15 protein-coding genes are annotated in these 23358 nt (G+C 61.9%); all 15 read left to right on the forward strand.

Features of this window, described 5'->3' with window-relative positions:
- Nucleotides 1-17 precede the first annotated feature (17 nt).
- Nucleotides 18-1208, forward strand: a complete 1191-nt coding sequence (gene tuf, locus AC1DVM_RS16635) for an elongation factor Tu (protein WP_477256115.1) — start codon at nucleotides 18-20, stop codon at nucleotides 1206-1208.
- A gap of 192 nt (nucleotides 1209-1400) precedes the next feature.
- Nucleotides 1401-2021 (forward strand): hypothetical protein, encoded by a 621-nt coding sequence (locus tag AC1DVM_RS16640; RefSeq protein ID WP_477256091.1) that lies wholly within the window; start codon nucleotides 1401-1403, stop codon nucleotides 2019-2021.
- 442 nt (nucleotides 2022-2463) lie between these two features.
- Entirely contained in the window at nucleotides 2464-2664 is a 201-nt protein-coding gene (gene secE / locus AC1DVM_RS16645) for a preprotein translocase subunit SecE (protein ID WP_477256092.1), read from the forward strand.
- 12 nt (nucleotides 2665-2676) lie between these two features.
- Nucleotides 2677-3210, forward strand: coding sequence for a transcription termination/antitermination protein NusG (gene nusG / locus AC1DVM_RS16650; protein WP_477256094.1), 534 nt, complete (start codon nucleotides 2677-2679; stop codon nucleotides 3208-3210).
- A gap of 193 nt (nucleotides 3211-3403) precedes the next feature.
- Nucleotides 3404-3835, forward strand: coding sequence for a 50S ribosomal protein L11 (gene rplK / locus AC1DVM_RS16655; RefSeq protein ID WP_477256096.1), 432 nt, complete (start codon nucleotides 3404-3406; stop codon nucleotides 3833-3835).
- Nucleotides 3836-3846: 11 nt separating this feature from the next.
- On the forward strand, nucleotides 3847-4548 hold the full coding sequence (gene rplA / locus AC1DVM_RS16660) for a 50S ribosomal protein L1 (protein WP_477256098.1): 702 nt from the start codon (nucleotides 3847-3849) through the stop codon (nucleotides 4546-4548).
- Nucleotides 4549-5152: 604 nt separating this feature from the next.
- A complete protein-coding gene (gene rplJ, locus AC1DVM_RS16665; protein WP_477256100.1) occupies nucleotides 5153-5671 on the forward strand; it encodes a 50S ribosomal protein L10 in 519 nt (172 codons plus the stop codon).
- 52 nt (nucleotides 5672-5723) lie between these two features.
- Complete coding sequence (gene rplL, locus AC1DVM_RS16670) at nucleotides 5724-6095, forward strand: 50S ribosomal protein L7/L12 (RefSeq protein WP_477256102.1); 372 nt, start codon at nucleotides 5724-5726, stop codon at nucleotides 6093-6095.
- Between the two features lie 279 nt (nucleotides 6096-6374).
- Complete coding sequence (rpoB, locus tag AC1DVM_RS16675) at nucleotides 6375-10505, forward strand: DNA-directed RNA polymerase subunit beta (RefSeq protein WP_477256104.1); 4131 nt, start codon at nucleotides 6375-6377, stop codon at nucleotides 10503-10505.
- Between the two features lie 127 nt (nucleotides 10506-10632).
- Nucleotides 10633-14808 carry a DNA-directed RNA polymerase subunit beta' gene (rpoC, locus tag AC1DVM_RS16680; protein WP_477256106.1) on the forward strand — a complete coding sequence of 1392 codons (4176 nt, stop codon included), beginning with the start codon at nucleotides 10633-10635 and terminating at the stop codon, nucleotides 14806-14808.
- A gap of 204 nt (nucleotides 14809-15012) precedes the next feature.
- Nucleotides 15013-19680: a cadherin domain-containing protein gene (locus tag AC1DVM_RS16685; protein WP_477256108.1), complete on the forward strand. Its 4668-nt coding sequence runs from the start codon at nucleotides 15013-15015 to the stop codon at nucleotides 19678-19680.
- Between the two features lie 422 nt (nucleotides 19681-20102).
- Nucleotides 20103-20474, forward strand: coding sequence for a 30S ribosomal protein S12 (rpsL, locus tag AC1DVM_RS16690; RefSeq protein WP_114189441.1), 372 nt, complete (start codon nucleotides 20103-20105; stop codon nucleotides 20472-20474).
- Between the two features lie 35 nt (nucleotides 20475-20509).
- The gene (gene rpsG / locus AC1DVM_RS16695) at nucleotides 20510-20980 is read left to right on the forward strand and encodes a 30S ribosomal protein S7 (RefSeq protein WP_150948206.1); all 471 of its coding nucleotides are present in this window, start codon (nucleotides 20510-20512) and stop codon (nucleotides 20978-20980) included.
- Between the two features lie 24 nt (nucleotides 20981-21004).
- Entirely contained in the window at nucleotides 21005-23080 is a 2076-nt protein-coding gene (gene fusA, locus AC1DVM_RS16700) for an elongation factor G (RefSeq protein ID WP_477256111.1), read from the forward strand.
- 46 nt (nucleotides 23081-23126) lie between these two features.
- Nucleotides 23127-23358 (forward strand): GTP-binding protein (locus tag AC1DVM_RS16705; RefSeq protein WP_477256113.1); only part of this gene is annotated, 232 nt, incomplete at its 3' end.

Here is a 23358-nt window from a genome sequence, read left to right on the forward strand (position 1 = left end):
ACGATGGGCAAGGAACGATGGGCAAGGAAAAGTTTCAGCGGAATAAGCCGCACTGCAATATCGGGACGATTGGCCACGTTGACCATGGCAAGACGTCTTTGACGGCGGCGATCACGAAGGTTCTGGCGGAGTCTGGCGGCGCGACGTTTACGGCGTATGACCAGATCGACAAGGCTCCGGAAGAGAAGGCGCGCGGGATCACGATCTCGACGTCGCACGTGGAATACGAGACGGCGAACCGTCACTACGCGCACGTGGATTGCCCCGGTCACGCGGATTATGTGAAGAACATGATCACGGGTGCGGCGCAGATGGACGGCGCGATCCTGGTTGTGTCGTCGGCTGACGGCCCGATGCCGCAGACGCGCGAGCACATCCTGTTGGCGCGCCAGGTCGGCGTTCCGGCGCTGGTGGTGTTCATGAACAAGGTCGACATGGTCGACGACGCGGAGCTTCTGGAGCTGGTCGAACTCGAGGTTCGCGAGCTTCTGTCGAAGTACGAATTCCCGGGCGACGACATCCCGATCGTGAAGGGCTCGGCTCTTTGCGCGCTGGAAGACCGTTCGCCGGAGATCGGCCGCGATGCGGTTTTGAAACTGATGGCTGAGGTGGATGCGTATATCCCGCAGCCGGAGCGTCCGATCGACCTTCCGTTCCTGATGCCGATCGAGGACGTGTTCTCGATTTCGGGTCGCGGCACGGTGGTGACGGGTCGCGTCGAGCGCGGCATCGTGAAGGTCGGCGAGGAAGTCGAGATCGTGGGCCTGAAGGACACGGTCAAGACGACGGTGACCGGCGTCGAGATGTTCCGCAAGCTGCTCGACCAGGGCCAGGCGGGCGACAACGTGGGCGTTCTGCTTCGTGGTACGAAGCGCGAGGACGTGGAGCGCGGTCAGGTTCTGTGCAAGCCCGGTTCGATCAAGCCGCACACGAAGTTCAAGGCCGAGGCCTACATCCTGACCAAGGAGGAGGGTGGCCGTCATACGCCGTTCTTCACCAACTACCGTCCGCAATTCTACTTCCGGACGACGGACGTGACGGGCGTGGTGACGTTGCCTGAAGGCACCGAGATGGTGATGCCGGGCGACAACATCTCCATGGACGTTCAGCTGATCGTGCCGATCGCCATGGAAGAGAAGCTGCGCTTCGCCATCCGCGAAGGCGGCCGCACCGTCGGTGCAGGCGTCGTCGCGCAGGTCATGGATTAATTGCGCTTATACCCTTGAGGTCATTGAAGGGTTCAACGGCCGTCCTGCAACGTGATTGCGCGTCAAGGCTCAGGCGTTCCTCTACGGCGGAGAGCTTCGTTGCCCGGCAAATCAGCGCCGGTAGTGAGTTCGCTGTGTACTGCGCCGCAGGCCTCGTGGTGACAGCCGAGCCCTTCATGATAGCGTCAGCGCATGTTGCCCGATCCAAGATGGCTAGATGTCGTCAAGTGGCCCCTCAGGTTTACGATCCCGATTGCGATCGCAAGCTCGGCCCTGCTTGGCCTGATGCTGACATGCATTTTTGACTTAGGGCCGCTCGGACCCTTCACCCTTCCGGTTCTGGTTATTGTTACGGTGTTGACCGGCACTCAAGTCGTCTTCGGATCGATCTATGAGCTTCTGTCGCCGTGGCGTGAAGGGCGGAAGGCGGCTCTCCTATCCGTCCGTCGCGCTGTTCGGCAGCACGAGGTCGAGGCCCAAGTTGCTGCAAATCGGGCCGAGATAATCGCAATGCTGGATCACCTTTCAGCACGAGAACTCGATCGCGTGACTAAATGCCTGAAGGAGGGATCGCCCTCATTCTACGCCTATTCGCAGGCGCCAGAGATTGCCTTGCTCATGGCGAAACGGATGGTTTGGACGCCGGGCGGCTCCCATCATCAGGATCACTACCCATTCTCGTTTCACGCCTGGTTGTGGGAGGTGCTGATCGCCCGCCATGAGGAACTTTTCCAAAGGGATGACGCCTACAAGCGGGCTGAAAAAGAGCGCGAAGAGGAAGAGCGACGGAAACGGCGAGGCCGAGGGTTTTAGGAGAGGTACCCGGCGCCCAATGCGCCGGGGGTTTTTGTTGATTTTCCCTGTGGGTTTAGGATTGCCCACGGTAACTTATGGCACTATACGGACAGCGTTCCGTGGAACGCGGGGACGTAAGTGTTTGGGAGCGCGCGATATGCCGTGCCCCTCCACTCCTGCCAGCGGATCGACAAAGCGGGCGTTTTGCGTTAGTGAAACGCCCCGAAGCAGGGTTTACAGGCGGCGCGAGGCTCGTAAAACGGCTTCGCGCCCCTTCAATTTGGGCCTGACGGTCCTGGGGCATGGTGCCGAAACGCGTCCGGCGGTTTGGCGGACGGCATCATGCTCCGGGTGATTGGAATCGATCACGTTTGATGTGTCTGGGCCATCCGGTCGAGGCTCGTCGTGATCCAGGAGAGGACGTTTGCATTCGCTTTTCCGGCGATGCGAACGCAGTGCGATGGCGAAGACGAACCCGTTCGATTTTTTGACGCAGGTGCGTTCCGAAGCCGCGAAGGTCACCTGGCCGACGCGCAAGGAAACCATGATCACCACCGCGATGGTGTTCGTGATGGTCGTGCTTGCGAGCATCTTCTTCCTCGTGGTCGATCAGGCGGTCGGCTGGGGGGTCCGTTCGATCCTCCTCGGTTTTGGCGGTTAAGGGGTGGATGTGATGACGAAGCGTTGGTACATCGTCCACGCCTATTCGAATTTCGAGAACAAGGTCGCCCAGTCGATTCGCGACCAAGCGGCCCAGCGCGGGCTGGAAGACAAGTTTGAAGAAGTGATGGTGCCGACCGAGAAGGTCGTCGAGGTGCGCCGCGGCCGCAAGGTCGATACGGAACGCAAGTTCTTTCCCGGCTACGTGCTGGTGAAATGCGACCTGACGGACGAGGTCTACCACCTGATCAAGAACACCCCGAAGGTCACGGGCTTCCTGGGCGCCGACAAGGCGAAGCCGGTGCCGATCCCGGACCGGGAAGCCGAGCGCATCAAGGGCCAGGTCGCCGAGGGCGTCGATCATCCCAAGCCTTCGGTCAGCTTCGAGGTCGGCGAGCAGGTCCGCGTCTCGGACGGGCCGTTCGCATCGTTCAACGGCACCGTCGAGGAAGTCGACGAGGGCCGCGCGCGCCTCAAGGTCGCGGTATCCATCTTCGGCCGGGCGACCCCGGTCGAGCTCGAATACGGTCAGGTCGAAAAGCTCTGATCGTCGGCGAGTGGCGAATTGCGAGTGGCGAATGGCAGGCTAAGGCCCCATTCCCCGTTCGCTTCTCACCATTCGCTTTTCACCCGCGGGAGGTCTGCCCGGTCGCCATCCGGGAGTTCCAGGCTGCACCGCGACCTTTCAATACCATGTCGACCGGTTGGCGCCGGGAGGCTGGTCCATTGGAGAGACTCCCATGGCAAAGAAAATCTCGGGCTACGTTAAGCTCCAAGTCCCGGCAGGCGCGGCGAACCCGTCCCCGCCGATCGGCCCCGCTCTCGGTCAGCGCGGTCTGAACATCATGGAATTCTGCAAGGCCTTCAACGCGAAGACCGCGCAGATCGAAAAGGGCACCCCGATCCCGGTGATCATCACCGCCTATCAGGACCGCTCCTTCACCTTCGAGATGAAGCAGCCGCCGGTTTCCTTCTTCCTCAAGAAGGCCGCGAACCTCCAGAAGGGCTCGCAGACCCCCGGCAAGGGCAACAAGGCTGGCAGCGTGACCCGCGACCAGATCCGTGAGATCGCCGAGAAGAAGATGGCCGATCTGAACTGCGACAGCGTCGACGCCGCCATGGCCATGATCGAGGGCTCCGCCCGTTCGATGGGCCTGGAAGTGGCAGCGTAAAGGAGGGCATGATGGCAACCAATGAAGGCAAGCGCATCCGCGCAGCCCGCGAGGGCATCGAGCCCACCAAGCTCTACGGCATCGAAGATGCGGTCAAGCTGATCAAGGAACGCGCCAAGGCGAAGTTCGACGAGACGGTCGAAGTCTCGATGAATCTCGGCGTCGATCCCCGTCACGCCGACCAGATGGTCCGTGGCGTCTGCAACCTGCCGAACGGCTCCGGCCGGACGGTTCGCGTGGCCGTGTTCGCTCGCGGACCCAAGGCCGATGAGGCCAAGGCCGCTGGCGCGGACGTGGTGGGCGCGGAGGATCTGTTCGAGATCGTGAACGGCGGCAAGATCGACTTCGATCGCTGCATCGCGACCCCCGACATGATGCCTCTCGTCGGCCGCCTCGGTAAGGTGCTCGGCCCGCGCGGCATGATGCCGAACCCGAAGGTCGGAACCGTCACCATGGACGTCAAGTCCGCGGTCGAAGCCGCCAAGGGCGGCGCGGTCGAGTTCCGGGTCGAGAAGGCCGGCATCGTCCATGCCGGCATCGGCAAGGCGTCGTTCGACGATGCCAAGCTGATCGAGAACATCAAGGCTTTCGCCGACGCGGTTTCGAAGGCGAAGCCTGCCGGCGCCAAGGGCACCTACATCCAGCGCGTGGCGGTCTCCTCCACCATGGGCCCAGGCGTCAAGGTCGAGCCGTCGAGCGTTCTGGCGAGCTAAAATCCCGTCGAGTTAGGAAAAGCCCGGCTTCCTCAAGCCGGGCTTTTTCTCGTCGGGGAAGGTGCAGGCCGCGGTGCTCTTGAAAGCCGCAAGGCGGATCACCACCTCACCATCCTGTTTTTCAGCTTCCCTTGCGCAATGTCATGGAAAAGCCATGCAATTGCCTCTTGGCTTTTCGGGCGTAAGGGCTTAAAGACTCGCGTTGAGATTCCAACATAGGCCGAAGTTTCGCGTCCGCGCGAGCTTTTGGCTGCCAATCCGCTCCGGTGACGGAGCGGTGACAAGCCGGAAAAGCCAAGGGGCAACCTTTGGCATGTTCCGGCTATGTCCTGTCCGAGACTGCAGGCGCTGGCATGTCCAGCTTAATCCTTGAAGGAAAACGTCCTCAAAGGGCCAGCATAGACGGGGAAGCCGTTATTTCTGTCTGCCAACGCAGACGAAGAAGATCGGTTCGAACCATCTCACCCTATCGCGTCCGAAAGGGCGCTCATTGGGGGACAGGGCTTGCGAGAGCGTCGCTTGAGACGCCACGGACGCAAGTTCGGGGCGCGCTTCAGGCGACAGGTGCAACCGGCGGATTTATCCGCCAACCGGAGAGAGCCCAGTGGAAAGAGCAGCAAAAAGCGAGCTCGTCTCGACGCTCAACGACGTGTTCAACAACACGAACGTGGTCGTCGTCGCCCACTATGCTGGCCTGACGGTCGCCGACATGCAGAACCTGCGCGCGCAGATGAAGCAGGCCGGCGCCACCGTGAAGGTCGCGAAGAACCGCCTCGCCAAAATCGCTCTCGAAGGCACGGACGTCGCGTCCATTTCGGGCCTGTTAAAAGGCCCGACCCTGCTCGCTTATTCAAGCGATCCGGTCGCGGCGCCCAAGGTCGCAGTCAATTTCGCCAAGGCTAACGAAAAGCTCGTGATCCTCGGCGGCGCAATGGGCTCGACCTCCCTGAACGTGGACGGAGTGAAGGCGCTTGCCGTTCTTCCGTCCCTCGACGAACTGCGCGCCAAGCTGGTCGGCCTCATCCAGGCTCCGGCTACCAAGGTTGCTCAGGTCGTCAACGCACCGGCGGCGAAGCTCGCCCGTGTGTTCGGGGCCTATGCCAAGACAGGCGAAGCGGCGTGAGGCCGTAACCTCAATCATCAATCGTTCGAACCGAACTTAAGGACACAAAACTATGGCTGATCTTGCCAAGCTTGTTGACGATCTCTCGTCGCTGACCGTTCTCGAGGCCGCTGAGCTCGCGAAGCTCCTCGAAGAGAAGTGGGGCGTTTCCGCTGCCGCGGCTGTGGCCGTTGCAGCTGCTCCGGGCGCCGCTGCCGCGGCGGTCGAAGAGCAGACCGAGTTCACTGTCGTGCTGGCRGCCGCCGGCGACAAGAAGATCGAAGTCATTAAGGAAGTCCGCGCCATTACCGGCCTGGGCCTCAAGGAAGCCAAGGACCTCGTCGAAGGTGCGCCCAAGCCCGTCAAGGAAGGCGTCACCAAGGACGAAGCCGAGAAGATCAAGGCGACCCTCGAGAAGGTCGGCGCCAAGGTCGAACTCAAGTGATTTTCGCGGCTTCGGCCGCGATGTCATCCCGGTGCAAGCCGGGGCTTTAACAACACGCGGTCCCAGGCAGTTTTGCCTGGGGCCGTTGTGTCGTCGCTGAGGCAAAACAGCCCCGGGCGACGAAGCCGCGACCCTCGCGGTCCTGATTATTTTTCGTGGTAGCTGGCGGCGCAAACGTCGCTGGGCGGCTGATCGAGCATCCCCGGGATCTCACATTCCCGGATTTCATCCCAGACGAGCGGGATGCTCGATCAGCCGTAGATGAGGAACGAGGTCCAGATGGCCAACACACTGATCGGCCGGAAGCGCATTCGCAAGTTCTTCGGAAAAATCAAGGAAGTGGCCGAGATGCCGAACCTCATCGAGGTTCAGAAGGCATCCTACGACCAGTTCCTGATGGTCGAAGAAGCAAAGGGTGGCCGGCCGGAAGAGGGATTGCAAGCTGTCTTCAAGTCGGTGTTTCCGATCTCGGACTTCTCGAACACGGCCTTGCTCGAATTCGTCAAGTACACGTTCGAGCCGCCGAAATACGACGTCGATGAGTGCCGCCAGCGCGGCATGACGTTCTCTGCACCCCTCAAGGTGACGTTGCGCCTGATCGTATTCGATGTGGACCCGGATACCGGCGCCCGCTCGGTCAAGGACATCAAGGAGCAGGACGTCTACATGGGCGACATGCCGCTCATGACCGATAACGGCACGTTCATCGTCAACGGCACCGAGCGCGTCATCGTCTCGCAGATGCACCGTTCGCCGGGCGTGTTCTTCGATCACGACAAGGGCAAGACCCACTCGTCGGGCAAGCTTCTGTTCGCCGCGCGCATCATTCCGTATCGCGGCTCGTGGCTCGATATCGAATTCGACGCCAAGGACATCGTGTATGCGCGCATCGACCGGAAGCGGAAGCTTCCGGTGACGACGCTGCTTTACGCGCTCGGCCTCGACGGCGAAGAGATCCTCAACACCTTCTACAACAAGGTGATCTACAAGCGCACGAAGACCGGCTGGACCGTTCCGTTCGATGCCGAGCGCATGAAGGGCTTCAAGGCGACCGTCGATCTGATCGACGCGAAGACCGGCGAAGTCGTCCTCGAAGCGGGCAAGAAACTGACCGTGCGCACCGCGCGCCAGCTCGCCGAGAAGGGCCTCAAGAACCTGCGCGCCACCGACGAGGATCTGTACGGCCAGTATATCGGCCAGGATCTCGTCAATGCGAGCACCGGTGAAATCTATGCCGAAGCCGGCGAAGAGATCACCGAGAAGCTCCTCGCGGGCCTCGGAGAAGCCGGACTGAGCGAAATCCCGGTTCTCGATATCGACCACGTCACCGTCGGTCCGTATGTCCGCAACACGCTCGCCATCGACAAGGCCTCGGGCCGCGAGAGCGCGCTGTTCGACATCTACCGGGTCATGCGTCCCGGCGAGCCGCCGATTCTCGAAACCGCCGAGAACATGTTCAACTCGCTGTTCTTCGATGCCGAGCGCTACGATCTCTCGGCCGTCGGCCGCGTGAAGATGAACATGCGCCTCGATCTCGATGCGGAAGACACCGTGCGCACCCTGCGCCGCGAGGACATCCTCGCGGTGGCGAAGGCGCTCGTCGATCTGCGCGACGGCAAGGGTGAAATCGACGACATCGACCACCTCGGCAACCGCCGTGTCCGTTCGGTCGGCGAATTGATGGAGAATCAATATCGCCTCGGCCTGCTCCGCATGGAGCGCGCCATCAAGGAGCGCATGTCGTCGGTCGATATCGACACCGTCATGCCGCAGGACCTGATCAACGCGAAGCCCGCGGCTGCCGCCGTGCGCGAATTCTTCGGCTCGTCGCAGCTGTCGCAGTTCATGGACCAGACCAACCCGCTCTCCGAAGTGACGCACAAGCGTCGTCTTTCGGCGCTTGGCCCGGGCGGTCTGACCCGCGAGCGCGCCGGCTTCGAAGTGCGCGACGTGCACCCGACCCATTACGGCCGCATCTGCCCGATCGAGACGCCGGAAGGCCCGAATATCGGTCTGATCAACTCCCTGGCGACTTTCGCGCGCGTCAACAAGTACGGCTTCATCGAGACGCCGTTCCGCCGCGTGAAGGACTCGAAGGTGACGATGGACGTCATCTACCTGTCGGCCATGGAAGAGGCGAAGTACAACGTCGCCCAGGCGAACTCGGTGATGAATGCCAAGGGCATCCTGACGGACGACCTCGTGGTCTGCCGCCGCGCCGGCGACAACATCGTGGTCTCGCCGGATCGCGTCGATCTCATGGACGTGTCGCCCAAGCAGCTCGTCTCGGTGGCCGCGGCCCTCATCCCGTTCCTCGAGAACGACGATGCGAACCGCGCGCTCATGGGTTCGAACATGCAGCGTCAGGCCGTGCCGCTCGTGCAGGCCGACGCGCCGTTCGTCGGCACCGGCATGGAAGCGGTCGTGGCCCGCGACTCGGGTGCCGCCATCGCGGCGCGACGGGCCGGTGTGGTCGATCAGGTCGATGCGACCCGTATCGTTATCCGCGCGACGGAAGAAACGGACCCGACGAAAGCCGGCGTCGATATCTACCGCCTGCAGAAGTTCCAGCGTTCGAACCAGTCGACCTGCATCACACAGAAGCCGCTCATCCGCGCCGGTGACGTGGTCCGCAAGGGCGACATCATCGCCGACGGTCCGTCGACGGAACTCGGTGAGCTGGCGCTCGGCCGCAACGTGCTCGTCGCGTTCATGCCCTGGAATGGCTACAACTTCGAGGACTCGATCCTGCTCTCCGAGCGGATCGTGAAGGACGACGTGTTCACGTCGATCCATATCGAAGAATTCGAAGTGATGGCCCGCGATACCAAGCTCGGTCCCGAGGAAATCACGCGCGATATTCCGAACGTTTCGGAAGAAGCACTGAAGAACTTGGACGAAGCCGGCATCGTCTATATCGGCGCCGAGGTTCATGCGGGCGACATCCTCGTCGGCAAGATCACGCCGAAGGGCGAAAGCCCGATGACGCCGGAAGAGAAGCTTCTGCGCGCCATCTTCGGCGAGAAGGCCTCGGACGTTCGCGACACCAGCTTGCGCGTTCCGCCCGGCGTGACCGGCACGATCGTGGAAGTGCGCGTGTTCAACCGTCACGGCGTCGACAAGGACGAGCGCGCCCAGGCAATCGAGCGCGAAGAGATCGAACGTCTGGCGAAAGACCGCGACGACGAGCAGGCGATCCTGGACCGCAACACCTATGCGCGTCTGGCCGAGATCCTGAACGGGCAGACGGCGGTCGCAGGCCCGAAGGGCTTCAAGAAGGACACCAAGGTGTCGCGCGAGCTCCTCGCCGAGTATCCGCGTTCGCAATGGTGGCAATTCGCCGTCGACAACGACGCGATGATGACCGAGATCGAGGCCATCCAGAAGCAATACGACGAGTCGARGAAGCGTCTCGAACAGCGATTCCTCGACAAGGTCGAGAAGCTGCAGCGCGGCGACGAGCTTCCTCCCGGCGTCATGAAGATGGTCAAGGTCTTCGTCGCCGTGAAGCGCAAGATCCAGCCGGGCGACAAGATGGCCGGCCGTCACGGCAACAAGGGCGTCGTGTCGCGCATCGTCGCGATCGAAGACATGCCGTTCCTCGAAGACGGCACGCATGCGGACATCGTGCTGAACCCGCTCGGCGTGCCGAGCCGCATGAATGTCGGACAGATCCTCGAGACCCATCTCGGGTGGGCTGCCGCCGGTCTCGGCAAGCAGGTCGCGACAGCGGTCGACGCTTACCTGAAGTCGGGCCAGTCGAAGGGCCTGCGCGATCAGCTCGTGTCGATCTACGGCAACATGCCGGAAATCGATGAGGCATCCGATCAGGAGCTGGCCGAACTCGGCCACAACTTGCGCCGCGGCGTTCCTTTCGCAACTCCCGTCTTCGACGGCGCGAAGGAATCCGACATTGAGTTCATGCTGCAGAAGGCGGGTCTCGATCCGTCCGGTCAGGTGACCCTCTATGACGGCCGCACCGGCGAGCCTTTCGACCGCAAGGTGACCGTCGGCTACATCTACATGCTGAAGCTGCACCACCTGGTGGACGACAAGATCCACGCGCGTTCGATCGGTCCGTACAGCCTCGTCACCCAGCAGCCGCTGGGAGGAAAGGCGCAGTTCGGCGGCCAGCGCTTCGGCGAGATGGAAGTGTGGGCGCTCGAAGCTTACGGCGCGGCCTACACGCTGCAGGAAATGCTCACCGTCAAGTCGGACGACGTGGCGGGTCGGACCAAGGTCTACGAGGCCATCGTGCGCGGCGACGACACGTTCGAGTCGGGCATTCCGGAGAGCTTCAACGTTCTCGTGAAGGAAATGCGCTCGCTCGGCCTCAACGTCGAGCTGACGAATTCCAAGAAGGCCGCCAACGAGACGGAGCAACTGCCCCCGTCCGAGGCTGCCGAGTAATCAACATCGTCATCCCCGGGCTTCGTCCCGGGGGTCTCGACCCCGAGAGGCTAACACCCTCTCAGACCAAGAGATGGCCGGATTATTCTATCCGGCCATGACACCTTCGAGGTTTTAGGAGCTGGCGATGAATCAAGAGGTCATGAATCTTTTCAACCAAACGGCGGCGCCGCAGAGCTTCGATCAGATCAAGATCTCGATCGCGAGCCCTGAGAAGATTCTGTCCTGGTCTTATGGCGAAATCAAAAAGCCCGAGACCATCAATTACCGTACTTTCAAGCCCGAGCGCGACGGCTTGTTCTGTGCGCGTATTTTTGGACCCATCAAGGACTACGAATGCTTGTGCGGCAAGTACAAGCGGATGAAATACAAGGGCGTGATCTGCGAGAAGTGCGGCGTCGAGGTGACGCTTGCGCGCGTTCGGCGCGATCGCATGGGCCATATCGAGCTCGCAGCCCCCGTTGCGCATATCTGGTTCCTCAAGTCGCTGCCGAGCCGCATCGGTCTTCTGCTCGACATGACGCTGAAAGATCTCGAGCGCATCCTCTACTTCGAATCCTACATCGTGGTGGATGCGGGTCTCTCGCCGCTGAAAGACCGCCAGCTCCTGTCCGAAGAGGAATACATCCGCGCTCAGGACGAGTTCGGTGAGGATTCGTTCACGGCCATGATCGGCGCGGAGGCCATCCGTCGCATTCTGCAGGAACTCGACCTGGAGAAGGTGGCGGCGGATACTCGCGAGGAGATCGCCACGACGACTTCGGAGCTGAAGCCCAAGAAGCTTCTCAAGCGCCTGAAGATCATCGAAGCCTTCCTGATGTCGGGCAACAAGCCCGAGTGGATGATCCTGACGGTCGTTCCGGTGATCCCGCCGGATCTTCGCCCGCTCGTTCCGCTCGATGGCGGCCGCTTCGCCACGTCGGACCTGAACGATCTCTACCGCCGCGTCATCAACCGCAACAACCGCCTGAAGCGGCTGATCGAACTGCGCGCGCCCGACATCATCATCCGCAACGAAAAGCGCATGCTGCAGGAGGCCGTCGACGCCCTGTTCGACAACGGCCGCCGCGGCCGCGTCATCACGGGCGCCAACAAGCGTCCGCTGAAGTCGCTCGCCGATATGCTCAAGGGCAAGCAGGGCCGGTTCCGCCAGAACCTGCTCGGCAAGCGCGTCGACTATTCTGGACGTTCGGTCATCGTCGTGGGTCCGGAGCTCAAGCTCCATCAATGCGGCCTGCCGAAGAAGATGGCGCTCGAACTCTTCAAGCCGTTCATCTACGCCAAGCTCGATGCGCGCGGCCTGTCCGCTACCGTCAAGCAGGCCAAGAAGCTCGTCGAAAAGGAGAAGCCGGAGGTCTGGGATATCCTGGACGAAGTCATCCGCGAGCATCCGGTCCTGCTCAATCGCGCTCCCACGCTTCACCGTCTGGGCATCCAGGCGTTCGAGCCCACCCTCATCGAGGGCAAGGCGATCCAGCTGCATCCGCTCGTCTGCGCCGCGTTCAACGCGGATTTCGACGGCGACCAGATGGCGGTTCACGTGCCGCTCTCGCTCGAGGCGCAGCTCGAAGCCCGCGTCCTCATGATGTCGACGAACAACATCCTGCACCCGGCGAACGGTCAGCCGATCATCGTGCCGTCGCAGGACATCGTTCTGGGCCTGTACTATCTCTCCATCGTCTCCGACGGCGAGCCCGGCCAGGGCAAGGCGTTCTCCGACATGGGCGAGATCGAGCACGCCCTGCACGAGAAGGTCATCACGCTCCACACCAAGATCCGCTATCGCTGGGAAGGTCTGGGCGAGGACGGCAAGCACGTGTCGAAGATCGTCGAGACGACGGCCGGCCGCGTGATGCTGTCCAAGCTCGTGCCGTCCCACCCGGCGCTGCCCTTCGACGTCGTGAACAAGCTCATGACCAAGAAGGAAATCTCCAACATGATCGATGCCGTCTATCGGCATTGCGGTCAGAAGGAGTCGGTCATCTTCTGCGATCGCATCATGAAGCTCGGGTTCTACAACGCGTTCAAGGCCGGCATCTCGTTCGGCAAGGACGACATGGTGATCCCCGAGAACAAGTGGGAGATCGTCGACGAGACCCGCGCGCTCGCCAAGGATTACGAGCAGCAATACCAGGACGGCCTGATCACTCAGGGCGAGAAGTACAACAAGGTCGTGGACGCCTGGGCGAAATGCTCGGATCGTCTTGCGGGCGAGATGATGAATCGCATCTCGGCGGTCCATAAGGACAAGGACGGCCGCGATAAGCCGGTCAACTCGATCTACATGATGTCGCATTCCGGTGCGCGTGGTTCGCCGGCCCAGATGAAGCAGCTCGCTGCGATGCGCGGCCTCATGGCCAAGCCTTCGGGCGAGATCATCGAGACGCCGATCATCTCGAACTTCAAGGAAGGCCTCGACGTTCTCGAGTACTTCAACTCCACCCACGGCGCCCGTAAGGGTCTGGCCGACACGGCGCTCAAGACGGCGAATTCGGGCTATCTGACCCGTCGTCTCGTAGACGTCGCTCAGGACGCGGTCATCCGTGAGGACGATTGCGGAACCGAGCGCGGCATCCGCATGCGCGCCATCGTCGATGCCGGGCAGGTGGTTGCTTCCTTGGGTTCGCGCATTCTCGGCCGCTCCACGGCCGAGGACCTCGTGAACATCGACGGCGTGGTGATCGTGCCGAAAGGCACGATGATCGAGGAGCAGCATCTCGAGGCCATCACGGCCGCGGGCATTCAGGAAGTGAAGATCCGTTCGGTTCTCGTCTGCGAGTCCAAGAACGGCGTCTGCGCCACCTGCTACGGCCGCGACCTTGCTCGCGGTACGCCCGTCAACCACGGCGAGGCTGTCGGCGTCATCGCCGCGCAGTCGATCGGCGAGCCGGGCACGCAGCTCACCATGCGCACCTTCCACATCGGCGGTGCGGCGCAGATCGCGGATTCGTCGTTCTTCGAGTCGAATTTCGAGGGCACGATCAGCTTCCGCAACAAGAACGTCGCGAAGAACTCGGATGGCGATCTGATCGTCATGGGCCGCAACGTGGCGGTGGTCATCACCGGTCCGGACGGGTCGGAGCGGTCGGTTCACCGGCTGCAATACGGCTCCCGTCTCAAGGTCGATGAGGGCGACACCATCAAGCGCGGCCAGCGCATCGCCGAATGGGATCCCTATACCCGACCCATCCTCACCGAAGTCGACGGTGTGGTGGGCTACGAGGATCTCGTCGACGGCGCGTCGATGATCGAGACGATGGACGAGTCGACCGGCATCGCCAAGCGCGTGGTCATCGACTGGCGTTCGTCCGCCCGTACGGCGGACCTGCGCCCGGCGGTCATCATCGAGGGCAAGAACGGCAAGATCGCCAAGGTCGCACGCGGCGGCGACGCCCGTTACCTCCTGGCGGTCGACGCGATCCTCGCGGCCGATCCGGGCTCGAAGGTGAAGGCCGGCGACGTCATCGCCCGTGTCTCCACCGAGAGCGCCAAGACCCGCGACATCACGGGCGGTCTGCCGCGCGTGGCGGAGCTGTTCGAAGCGCGGCGTCCGAAGGATGCGGCCATCATCGCGGAGAAGTCCGGCACGATTCAGTTCGGCCGCGACTACAAGAACAAGCGTCGCCTGACGCTGACCCCGCACGATGGCTCGGAGCCGGTCGAGTACCTGATCCCGAAGGGCAAGCACATCCACTTGCAGGACGGGGACGTGGTGGAACTGGGCGACTTCATCGTGGACGGCAATCCGGCTCYGCACGACATCCTTGCGATCAAGGGCGTCGAGGAACTGGCCGCCTACCTGGTGAACGAGATCCAGGAGGTCTATCGACTCCAGGGCGTGTTGATCAACGACAAGCACATCGAGGTGATCGTCCGGCAGATGCTGCAGAAGGTGGAAATCACCGATGGCGGCGACACCGAACTGATGACCGGCGAGCAGGTCGACCGGCTCGAGATGGAAGAGATCAACGAGCGCATGGTCGCCGAGAAGAAGAAGCCCGCCGTCGGCGTGCCGGTTCTCCTGGGCATCACCAAGGCGTCGCTCCAGACCCGCTCGTTCATCTCGGCGGCGTCTTTCCAGGAGACCACCCGCGTCCTCACGGAGGCGGCGGTCAACGGCAAGGTCGATACGCTGGAGGGCCTCAAGGAGAACGTCATCGTCGGCAGCCTCATCCCGGCCGGCACCGGCGCCATGAACGCCCAGGTCAAGGCCGTGGCGGCTCACCGCGACCAGCTGATCCTTCAGCAGAAGCGAGCCGAGTCGAACGCCCAGATGAGCGAGCTGCCGCCCGCGGCGGAATGAGCGGTTCGTTCTGACCCAAGCAAGAGAAAGGCCGCCTCAGGGCGGCCTTTTTTGTTGTCCGGGCCCGCGGCCGCCCACGGGTGCCTGAACCATATTCAGCGGGCCGAGCTTGGCGTTATTGCAACTATAATATAACAATACTACAGAGGAGTTTCCATAGGATAATTTCCTATGCCCTGAACACGCTCTGCCCGAGGACCTGTCATGACCCAAACCGTATCGCTAGTCGGCACTGAAACTGTGGTTGTGGCAGGCGGCACTTTCTCGGGCGGGTATCCGGGTTATCCGAAAATCTCGGCCTTCCCGGGTGCGCCGGGCGGTTACGTTGCGGTCTGGGATTTGCAGGACGGCGGCGGGCAAATAGATATCTTTATCCAGAAGTTCACGGCTGCCGGCGTCGCAATCGGCGCGCCCGTGAAAGTCAATTCGACGCTCGTCGCCGATCAGGTGAACCCCAGTGTCGTAGCGCTGGCCGACGGACGCTATGTGGTCGTCTGGGAGGGCGTCGGCCCCGACGGCGCGAGCGGACTGGACCAGAACGGCGTGTATCTGAGGATCTACAATGCCGATGGGACGACGAGCGGCCCCGATCAGCCCGTGAACGGCACGGTTGCCGGAATTCAGCAATCGGCATCGATCGCGGCTTTGGCGGATGGCGGCTGGGTCGTGACCTGGGACGTGGCCAATGGCGATGTGGTGCAGCAGCGTTACAGCGCCGCCGGTGCAAAGGTCGGTGCTGAGCAAGTCGTCAACACCACGATTGCCGGCATCCAGTTGAACGCCGAAGTCACGGCAATCGGCGGCTCGTCCCCCGGTTGGCTCGTCACCTGGCACGGGAATGGAACGACTCCGGACAACGTGGACACGATCGGTGTCTACCAACAACGCTACTCGCTCGGCGGCGCGAAGATGGGAAGCGAGATCCTCGTCAATTCGAGCACGACCAGCGCCCAGGACAATGCGGTGGTGACGGCGATCCCCGGCGGTGGCTGGATCGTCGTCTGGCGGGATCAAAACTCCGGTCATAGGGGCTGCTTCCAGCAGGTTTTCGACAATTACGGCAACAAGGTCGGGGGCGAGACGCAGGTCAGCTCCGCCTTGACCGCCACCGTCATCGGCGATCCGTCCGTGACGATGCTGTCCGGCGGGCGCTGGGTGGTCACATGGTCGGCGCTGCTCACCTCACCGATCACCCAGAACGACGTCTACCAGCAGGTGTTCAACGCAGACGGGACGAAGAACGGCACCGAGATGCTTGTGCACGCGCCATCGTCGAACATCCAGAACCCGCCCAGCGTCGTGGCGCTGGCGGACGGCGACTGGATCGTCATGTGGCAGGGTGCTGGTTCCGGGGCGAACGCCACGATCGCCAGCGGCGTTTTTCAGCAACGCTTTCATCTCGACAACGTCGCTCCCGAATCGATCACGCTCGCCGGCGCAACGGCGGTCACCTATTCCGGTGTGCTGGGTGGCAATTTCGATTTCGGTCAGCTGTCGGCGATCGACCCGAACGGCGACACGGTCTTGAGCTATCAAATCGTCGACGGTGCCGGAAATCCGACGACGAGTTCGCGGGTCGAGATCACCGGCGATGCCGCGTCCGGCTATCACATCGCCCTGAAAGCCGGCGTGACACTCGATTCGAGCAACCCGCAAGGGCGGAACTTCAGCTTCAACATCATGGCGACCGACCAGGGCGGGGCGCATTCCGCCGTTCAGACGATCAGCTTCACCGGCAGCACCGGCTCGGGCACCCCCGCGGCGGTCAAGGTCGGCGGAGCCGCCGCGCTGACCGTCACAGAGCTCGGCGTCGCCGGTCGCGATATCGGCCTCCTGTCCGCGGTGGACCCGGACGGTGTATCCGCGCTCGCTTACACCGTTGTCGATCAGAATGGGAACACGCTCTCGAACTCACCGTTCGAAGTAGTCGCGGGGGATGCCGCCGGCTCATTCAAACTGAAGCTCAAGAATGGCGTGATGCTGGACCGCGAGGCTTACAGCAATGGTGGATTCGTGCTGTATTTACGTGTCACGGATGCTGGTGGCCATACCAGCTTCGAGCCCATCACCGTGACGGTTGGCAACGTCGTCGAGGCGCCGACCGCAGTCACGATGTTCGGCGGCACGAGCTTTGCGTTCGTCGAGAATGACGCGGGTCTCGTCATCGTCAACCTCGCCACGGTCGGCGGGGACATCGGGACCTACATCTACACGCTCCTGCCGACGGCTGCCGAGGGCAACACCAATCCCGACGCCGCCGCGTTGGCGCAGCTTTTCGAGATCGACGGCACCAACATCCGGAAAATCGCCTCTCTCGATCGGGAGGCGTACCACAACGGGACATTCACGTTCATCATCCGCGCCGAGATTCCCGGTATCGCGGGAACGGCCTTCGACCAGGTCATCACCATCGATGTCACGGACGAAAACGAAGCTCCGACCGCACTCACGATCACCGGCGGAACGGTGGCAGACGACGCCGATATCGGCGACGTCGTCGCATCCTTCGGCACCACCGATCCGGACTTCAACGACAGTCACGCCTACATGATCGTTGCCAATCTCGCCGGCGATCCTCTGCCCGGAGGGCATGCCTTCTTCGCGATTGGCACAGGGGCGGATGCCGACAAGATCATCTTGAAGGCGTCGCTTGCCGGCGCCACGGCCGCCGATCTGCAGCAGTTCATCCGCACAACAGATGCCGGCGGCCTGTCCAGGGTCGAGCCGCTCACCGTCACGGTTACGGAGGCGAACGCAGCGCCGACCGCGGTGCTGGTCGCGATCGGAACCGATGCACCCACGACATTCATCGCCATCGCCGAGAACGGCACTGCCGGGCGCGACATCGGTATTCTGTCGACCACGGACGCCGATGCGGGGCAGACGCATACCTATCGGCTGGTCGATGCGCATGGAGACCCCCATGCCCATTTCAGCTTCGAGATCGTCGAGACAGCCGAGGGCAGCGGCATCTTCATGCTGAAGCTCGGGAACGGCGTCACGCTCAACCGTGAGGACCATAATGGCGGCATCTACGGGATCCGCATCGAGGTCACGGATTCCGGCAATCCCGCGAAAAGCTTCATTCAGGATATCGGAATCGACATTACCAACGTGGTCGAAGCCCCAACATTGGTGCTGGTTGCCGGTGAGACCACGCTTGCTCTGAGGGAGAATGCGACGCCCATCGCCGATTTCGGCGGCATCGCTGTCGACGGGGGCGATCAGGGCTTCTACACCTTCTCGCTCATCTCCACCGCCGGAGAGGGCAACACAAATCCGGATGCGGCTGCTTTGGCGCAGCTCTTCGCGATCAGCAACGGGACGAACCTCCGGCAAACGGCATTCCTGATTCACGAGGATTATACGAACGGCACGTTCACCTTCAAGATCCGGGCCGAACTCGCAGGCGTGCCTGGCACGGCCTTCGATCAGGTCATCACCGTGAACGTCGCGAACGAGAACGAAGCGCCGACCGCCATCGATTTCGGCACGGCCGGGGGCGTGACGGCCACGTTGGTGAAAACAGCCTCTACAGATAGTCCAATCGGCACGCTGCGCACGCTCGACCCGGACGCCGGCGATACGTATTCCTATACCATCGTGATCGGCAACAACGACAGCACGGAGGTTGCGGCGGGCGGTCCGTTCAAGATCGGCGCCGGTGGCAAGCTCCTGGTGGACAACGCCGCCGCCCTTGCGGCCCTTGCCGGAACGCAGACGACCCTTTGGATCAGGGCGACGGATGCGGGCAATCTGAGCACTTGGCAGGAATTCACCATCAACCTGACGGACAACGTGGCGCCAACCGACATCGTGGTGACACGCGGCACGGTTACGGAGAACGCGGGTATCGGTGCGGAGGCGGCAACGCTTGCCACCACCGACCAGGCAGGTGACACTCACCACACCTATGCCCTCGTCGCGGATGAGTTTGGCGATCCGCTGCCCGTGGGCGGGCACGCACTTTTCGAGATCCGGACAGGCGACAACAAGATCCTGCTGAAGGCCGGCCTGAGCGACGCTGATGTTGGCAGCTATGACGTGTGGGTCAGGACGACCGACGACGGGGGCCTTTCTTATATCGAGAAAGTGACGATTACGGTCGCGAACGTTGAGGAAACTCCAGCCGAGCTGAGGTTCTCCGCCGCGCCGGTTGCCGAACTTGCCGCGCAAGGCACCGTGGTCGGCTCCCTGACTACGATCGATCCGGACCCGTCTGGTGGCTATACCTACGCGTTGTTGGACGATGCCGGCGGTCGTTTCGCCATCCAGGGCGAAAGGGTCGTGGTGCAGAACGGTTTCCGGCTCGATTATGAGCAGGCGGCTTCCCATGCGATCAAGGTGCGCGTTACCGACTCCTCCGGCCTGACTCTCGACAGGACCTTCACTATCGCGGTCAAGGATGTGAACCCCGAGATAACGTTGGGATCGGCGGCTGCGGATCAGTTCGTAGGCGGCGCTGGCGCGGACCGGCTTGGCGGCGGTGCTGGCGACGATTGCCTCAACGGTCGGGCGGGAATTGACATTCTGACCGGTGGCGGAGGCCGGGACACCTTCATATTCGACATCGCGCCCGTGAAAAGGGGCAAGCCGGACATCATCACCGATTTCAGCGCCAAGGACGATTCCATCTGGTTTGACGATGCATTCTACAAGGCGGGCAAGGGCACGCTTGCCAAGCCCGGCAAAGTCAAGAAGGGAATCTTCGCCTTCGATAAGGCCAAGGGCAGCGACGACCGTTTCGTCTATCACAAGAAGACCGGCATCCTTGCCTATGACAAGGACGGCTCGGGCAAGGCAGCTGAGGTCGCCATCGTCAAGCTCAAGCCTAACGCTACTCTCACGCACGCGGATTTGTTCCTTATTTAGGGTGGCAGGCCGGCCGACGATACTCTAGGAACAAATACATATTCTCTGCCTTAGAGGGTGGATCTTGGCGGCTTTCTCAGGTTCTGCGGGGGAAGCAGTCGATACGAGTTGACTTTTGGCGACTCGGGAGCTAGAGAGACCGGACTTTCCGACGGGCCGTAGGTTTTTGCGAGTCGAAACGACCAGTTTCGACGGAGGCGACCTAAACGCCGTCGAGTTCAACCTTGACTGACAGACGTCAGATATGGGGCACGATTGCGGTTCGCCGTAATCCTCTGCAGGCACCGCGCTAAGGGCTTCATTGGCCAATGGCGCGGCTTCGTTTTGTGCAGGCTTTCGGGTTTGCCGGGGCGTCCGCAATGGCGCACCACCGTTGAAGACACGCAAGGCCACTTTGGGTGGCGAGTGAAAGAGGGCAGAGGATGCCAACGATCAGTCAGCTGATCCGCAAGCCGCGGACGGCGCAAAAGAGCCGGAATAAGGTTCCCGCGCTTGAGGCCTGCCCGCAGAAGCGGGGCGTGTGCACGCGCGTTTACACGACCACGCCGAAGAAGCCGAACTCGGCGCTTCGTAAGGTCGCCAAGGTTCGTTTGACCAATGGCTTTGAAGTCATCGGTTATATCCCGGGTGAGGGCCACAACCTTCAAGAGCACTCCGTGGTGATGATCCGCGGCGGCCGCGTGAAGGACCTTCCGGGCGTCCGTTATCACATCATCCGCGGTGTCCTCGACACGCAGGGTGTGAAAAATCGTAAGCAGCGTCGTTCGAAGTACGGCGCGAAGCGGCCGAAGTAAGCCGCCAAACTTTATTTGAAGGTCGGAGCCAGCTCATGTCCCGCCGCCACAGCGCTGAAAAGCGCGAGATTATTCCGGACGCCAAGTTCGGCGATATCGTCGTCACCAAGTTCATGAATTCGATCATGTACGACGGCAAGAAGTCCGCTGCCGAAGGCATCGTTTACGGTGCGTTCGACATCATCGAGGGGCGCGCCAAGGCGAACCCGCTCGAGGTGTTCAAGCAGGCCCTCGACAACGTCGCTCCGGCGATCGAAGTTCGCTCCCGCCGCGTCGGCGGTGCGACCTATCAGGTCCCGGTCGAAGTCCGCATGGAGCGCCGTCAGGCGCTGGCGATCCGCTGGATCATCCAGGCGGCTCGCGGTCGTAACGACAAGACCATGGTCGATCGCCTTTCGGCCGAACTGCTCGACGCTTCCAACAACCGCGGCAATGCGGTCAAGAAGCGCGAAGACACCCACCGGATGGCGGAAGCCAACCGCGCCTTCTCGCATTACCGCTGGTAACGGCAGGACTTGAGGAACTAAGCGATGCCCCGCACGCATGCGATTCAGGACTACCGTAACTTCGGCATCATGGCCCACATTGATGCCGGCAAGACGACGACGACCGAGCGTATTCTTTATTACACCGGCAAGTCGCACAAGATCGGTGAAGTCCACGAAGGCGCTGCCACCATGGACTGGATGGAGCAGGAGCAGGAGCGTGGCATCACGATCACCTCCGCTGCGACCACCTGTTTCTGGCACGACAAGCGCCTGAACATCATCGACACCCCCGGCCACGTGGATTTCACCATCGAGGTCGAGCGTTCGCTGCGCGTCCTCGACGGCGCCGTCTGCGTCCTCGACGGCAACCAGGGCGTCGAGCCCCAGACCGAGACCGTCTGGCGCCAGGCCGACAAGTACGACGTGCCGCGCATCGTGTTCGTCAACAAGATGGACAAGACCGGCGCGGACTTTTTCAAGTGCGTGGCCGACATCATCGACCGCGTCGCCGGCAAGCCCGTTTGCCTTCAGCTCCCGGTCGGCGCTGAAAGCGATTTCCGCGGCGTCATCGACCTCGTCAAGATGAAGGCCCTGATCTGGTCCGGCGAGTCCCTCGGGGCGAGCTTCGATGAGGTCGAGATTCCGGCCGAGCTCAAGGATCAGGCGCTCGAATATCGCAGCAAGCTCATCGAAGCGGCTGTCGAGATGGACGACGACGCCATGGTGGCCTACCTGGACGGCCAGGAGCCGGATGATGCGACCCTGCGTCGCCTCGTTCGCACGGCCGTGCAGCGCCGCGCCTTCCATCCGGTTTTCTGCGGTTCGGCCTTCAAGAACAAAGGCATTCAGCCCCTGCTCGACGCCGTCGTCGATTTCCTGCCGTCGCCGGCGGATCGCGAAGGCATCGAAGGTCTGGACTTCAAGACCGAAGAGCCGATCCTGCGTCGTCCGACCGACGAAGATCCCTTCTCCATGCTCGCTTTCAAGATCATGGACGATCCCTTCGTCGGCACGATCACCTTCTGCCGCGTCTATTCGGGCAAGGTCGAGACAGGCGCTTCGCTCCTCAACTCGACCCGTGACAAAAAAGAGCGCGTCGGCCGCATGCTTCTGATGCATGCGAATAATCGCGAAGACATCAAGGAAGCCTTTGCGGGTGACATCGTCGCTCTCGCGGGTCTCAAGGATGTCCGCACCGGTGACACGCTTTGCGATCCGTTGAAGGCCGTGATCCTCGAGAAGATGGAGTTCCCCGAACCCGTCATCGAGATCGCCATCGAGCCGAAGTCGAAGGCCGACCAGGAAAAGCTGGGTCTGGCTCTCGCCAAGCTCGCCGCGGAGGATCCGTCCTTCCGCGTCTCGACCGACCAGGAATCCGGCCAGACTATCCTCAAGGGCATGGGCGAGCTTCACCTCGACATCAAGGTCGACATTCTTCGTCGCACCTACAAGGTCGATGCGAATATCGGCGCTCCGCAGGTGGCCTACCGCGAGACGATCACGAAGAAGACCGAGATCGACTACACCCACAAGAAGCAGACCGGCGGTACCGGTCAGTTCGCTCGCGTGAAGCTGGTCATCCAGCCGAACGAGCAGGGTGCGGGCTTCTCCTTCGACTCCAAGGTGGTCGGTGGTTCGGTCCCGCGGGAATACATCCCCGGCGTGGAAAAGGGCCTCCAGTCGGTCATCGGCGCGGGCGTGATTGCCGGCTTCCCGGTGGTGGACGTCAAGGTCGAGCTGATCGACGGTGCGTTCCACGAAGTCGACTCGTCGGCACTCGCCTTCGAAATCGCTTCTCGTGCGGCGCTTCGCGAAGGTCTCCAGAAGGGCGGTTCCGTTCTTCTCGAGCCCGTCATGAAGGTCGAGGTCGTGACGCCTGAAGATTACACCGGTTCCGTGATCGGTGACTTGAATTCACGTCGTGGCCAGATCCAGGGCCAGGACATGCGCGGCAACGCGGTCGTCATCAACGCGATGGTGCCGCTGGCCAACATGTTCGGTTACGTGAACACCCTGCGTGGCATGAGCCAGGGCCGGGCTAACTACACGATGCAGTTCGACCACTACGAACAAGTGCCGTCGAACGTGGCTGCCGAGGTTCAGGCGAAGTACGCCTGAACCCACTCACAGCGAATGTTTTTGGAATAAAGGAACGGGTGCCACGATGGGCAAGGAAAAGTTTCAGCGGAATAAGCCGCACTGCAATATCGGGACGATTGGCCACGTTGACCATGGCAAGACGTCTTTGACGGCGGCGATCACGAAGGTTCTGGCGGAGTCTGGCGGCGCGACGTTTACGGCGTATGACCAGATCGACAAGGCTCCGGAAGAGAAGGCGCGCGGGATCACGATCTCGACGTCGCACGTGGAATACGAGACGGCGAACCGTCACTACG

The organism is Microvirga sp. P4_A5 (genome assembly GCF_056402495.1).

Excerpts from the sequence above, each read along its gene's own strand:
- rplA (WP_477256098.1), top strand. The coding sequence starts at position 3,847 with ATGGCAACCAATGAAGGCAAGCGCATCCGCGCAGCCCGCGAGGGCATC.
- nusG (WP_477256094.1), top strand. The coding sequence starts at position 2,677 with ATGACGAAGCGTTGGTACATCGTCCACGCCTATTCGAATTTCGAGAAC.
- rpsG (WP_150948206.1), top strand. The coding sequence starts at position 20,510 with ATGTCCCGCCGCCACAGCGCTGAAAAGCGCGAGATTATTCCGGACGCC.
- secE (WP_477256092.1), top strand. The coding sequence starts at position 2,464 with ATGGCGAAGACGAACCCGTTCGATTTTTTGACGCAGGTGCGTTCCGAA.
- rpsL (WP_114189441.1), top strand. The coding sequence starts at position 20,103 with ATGCCAACGATCAGTCAGCTGATCCGCAAGCCGCGGACGGCGCAAAAG.
- AC1DVM_RS16640 (WP_477256091.1), top strand. The coding sequence starts at position 1,401 with ATGTTGCCCGATCCAAGATGGCTAGATGTCGTCAAGTGGCCCCTCAGG.
- tuf (WP_477256115.1), top strand. The coding sequence starts at position 18 with ATGGGCAAGGAAAAGTTTCAGCGGAATAAGCCGCACTGCAATATCGGG.
- fusA (WP_477256111.1), top strand. The coding sequence starts at position 21,005 with ATGCCCCGCACGCATGCGATTCAGGACTACCGTAACTTCGGCATCATG.
- AC1DVM_RS16685 (WP_477256108.1), top strand. The coding sequence starts at position 15,013 with ATGACCCAAACCGTATCGCTAGTCGGCACTGAAACTGTGGTTGTGGCA.
- rplK (WP_477256096.1), top strand. The coding sequence starts at position 3,404 with ATGGCAAAGAAAATCTCGGGCTACGTTAAGCTCCAAGTCCCGGCAGGC.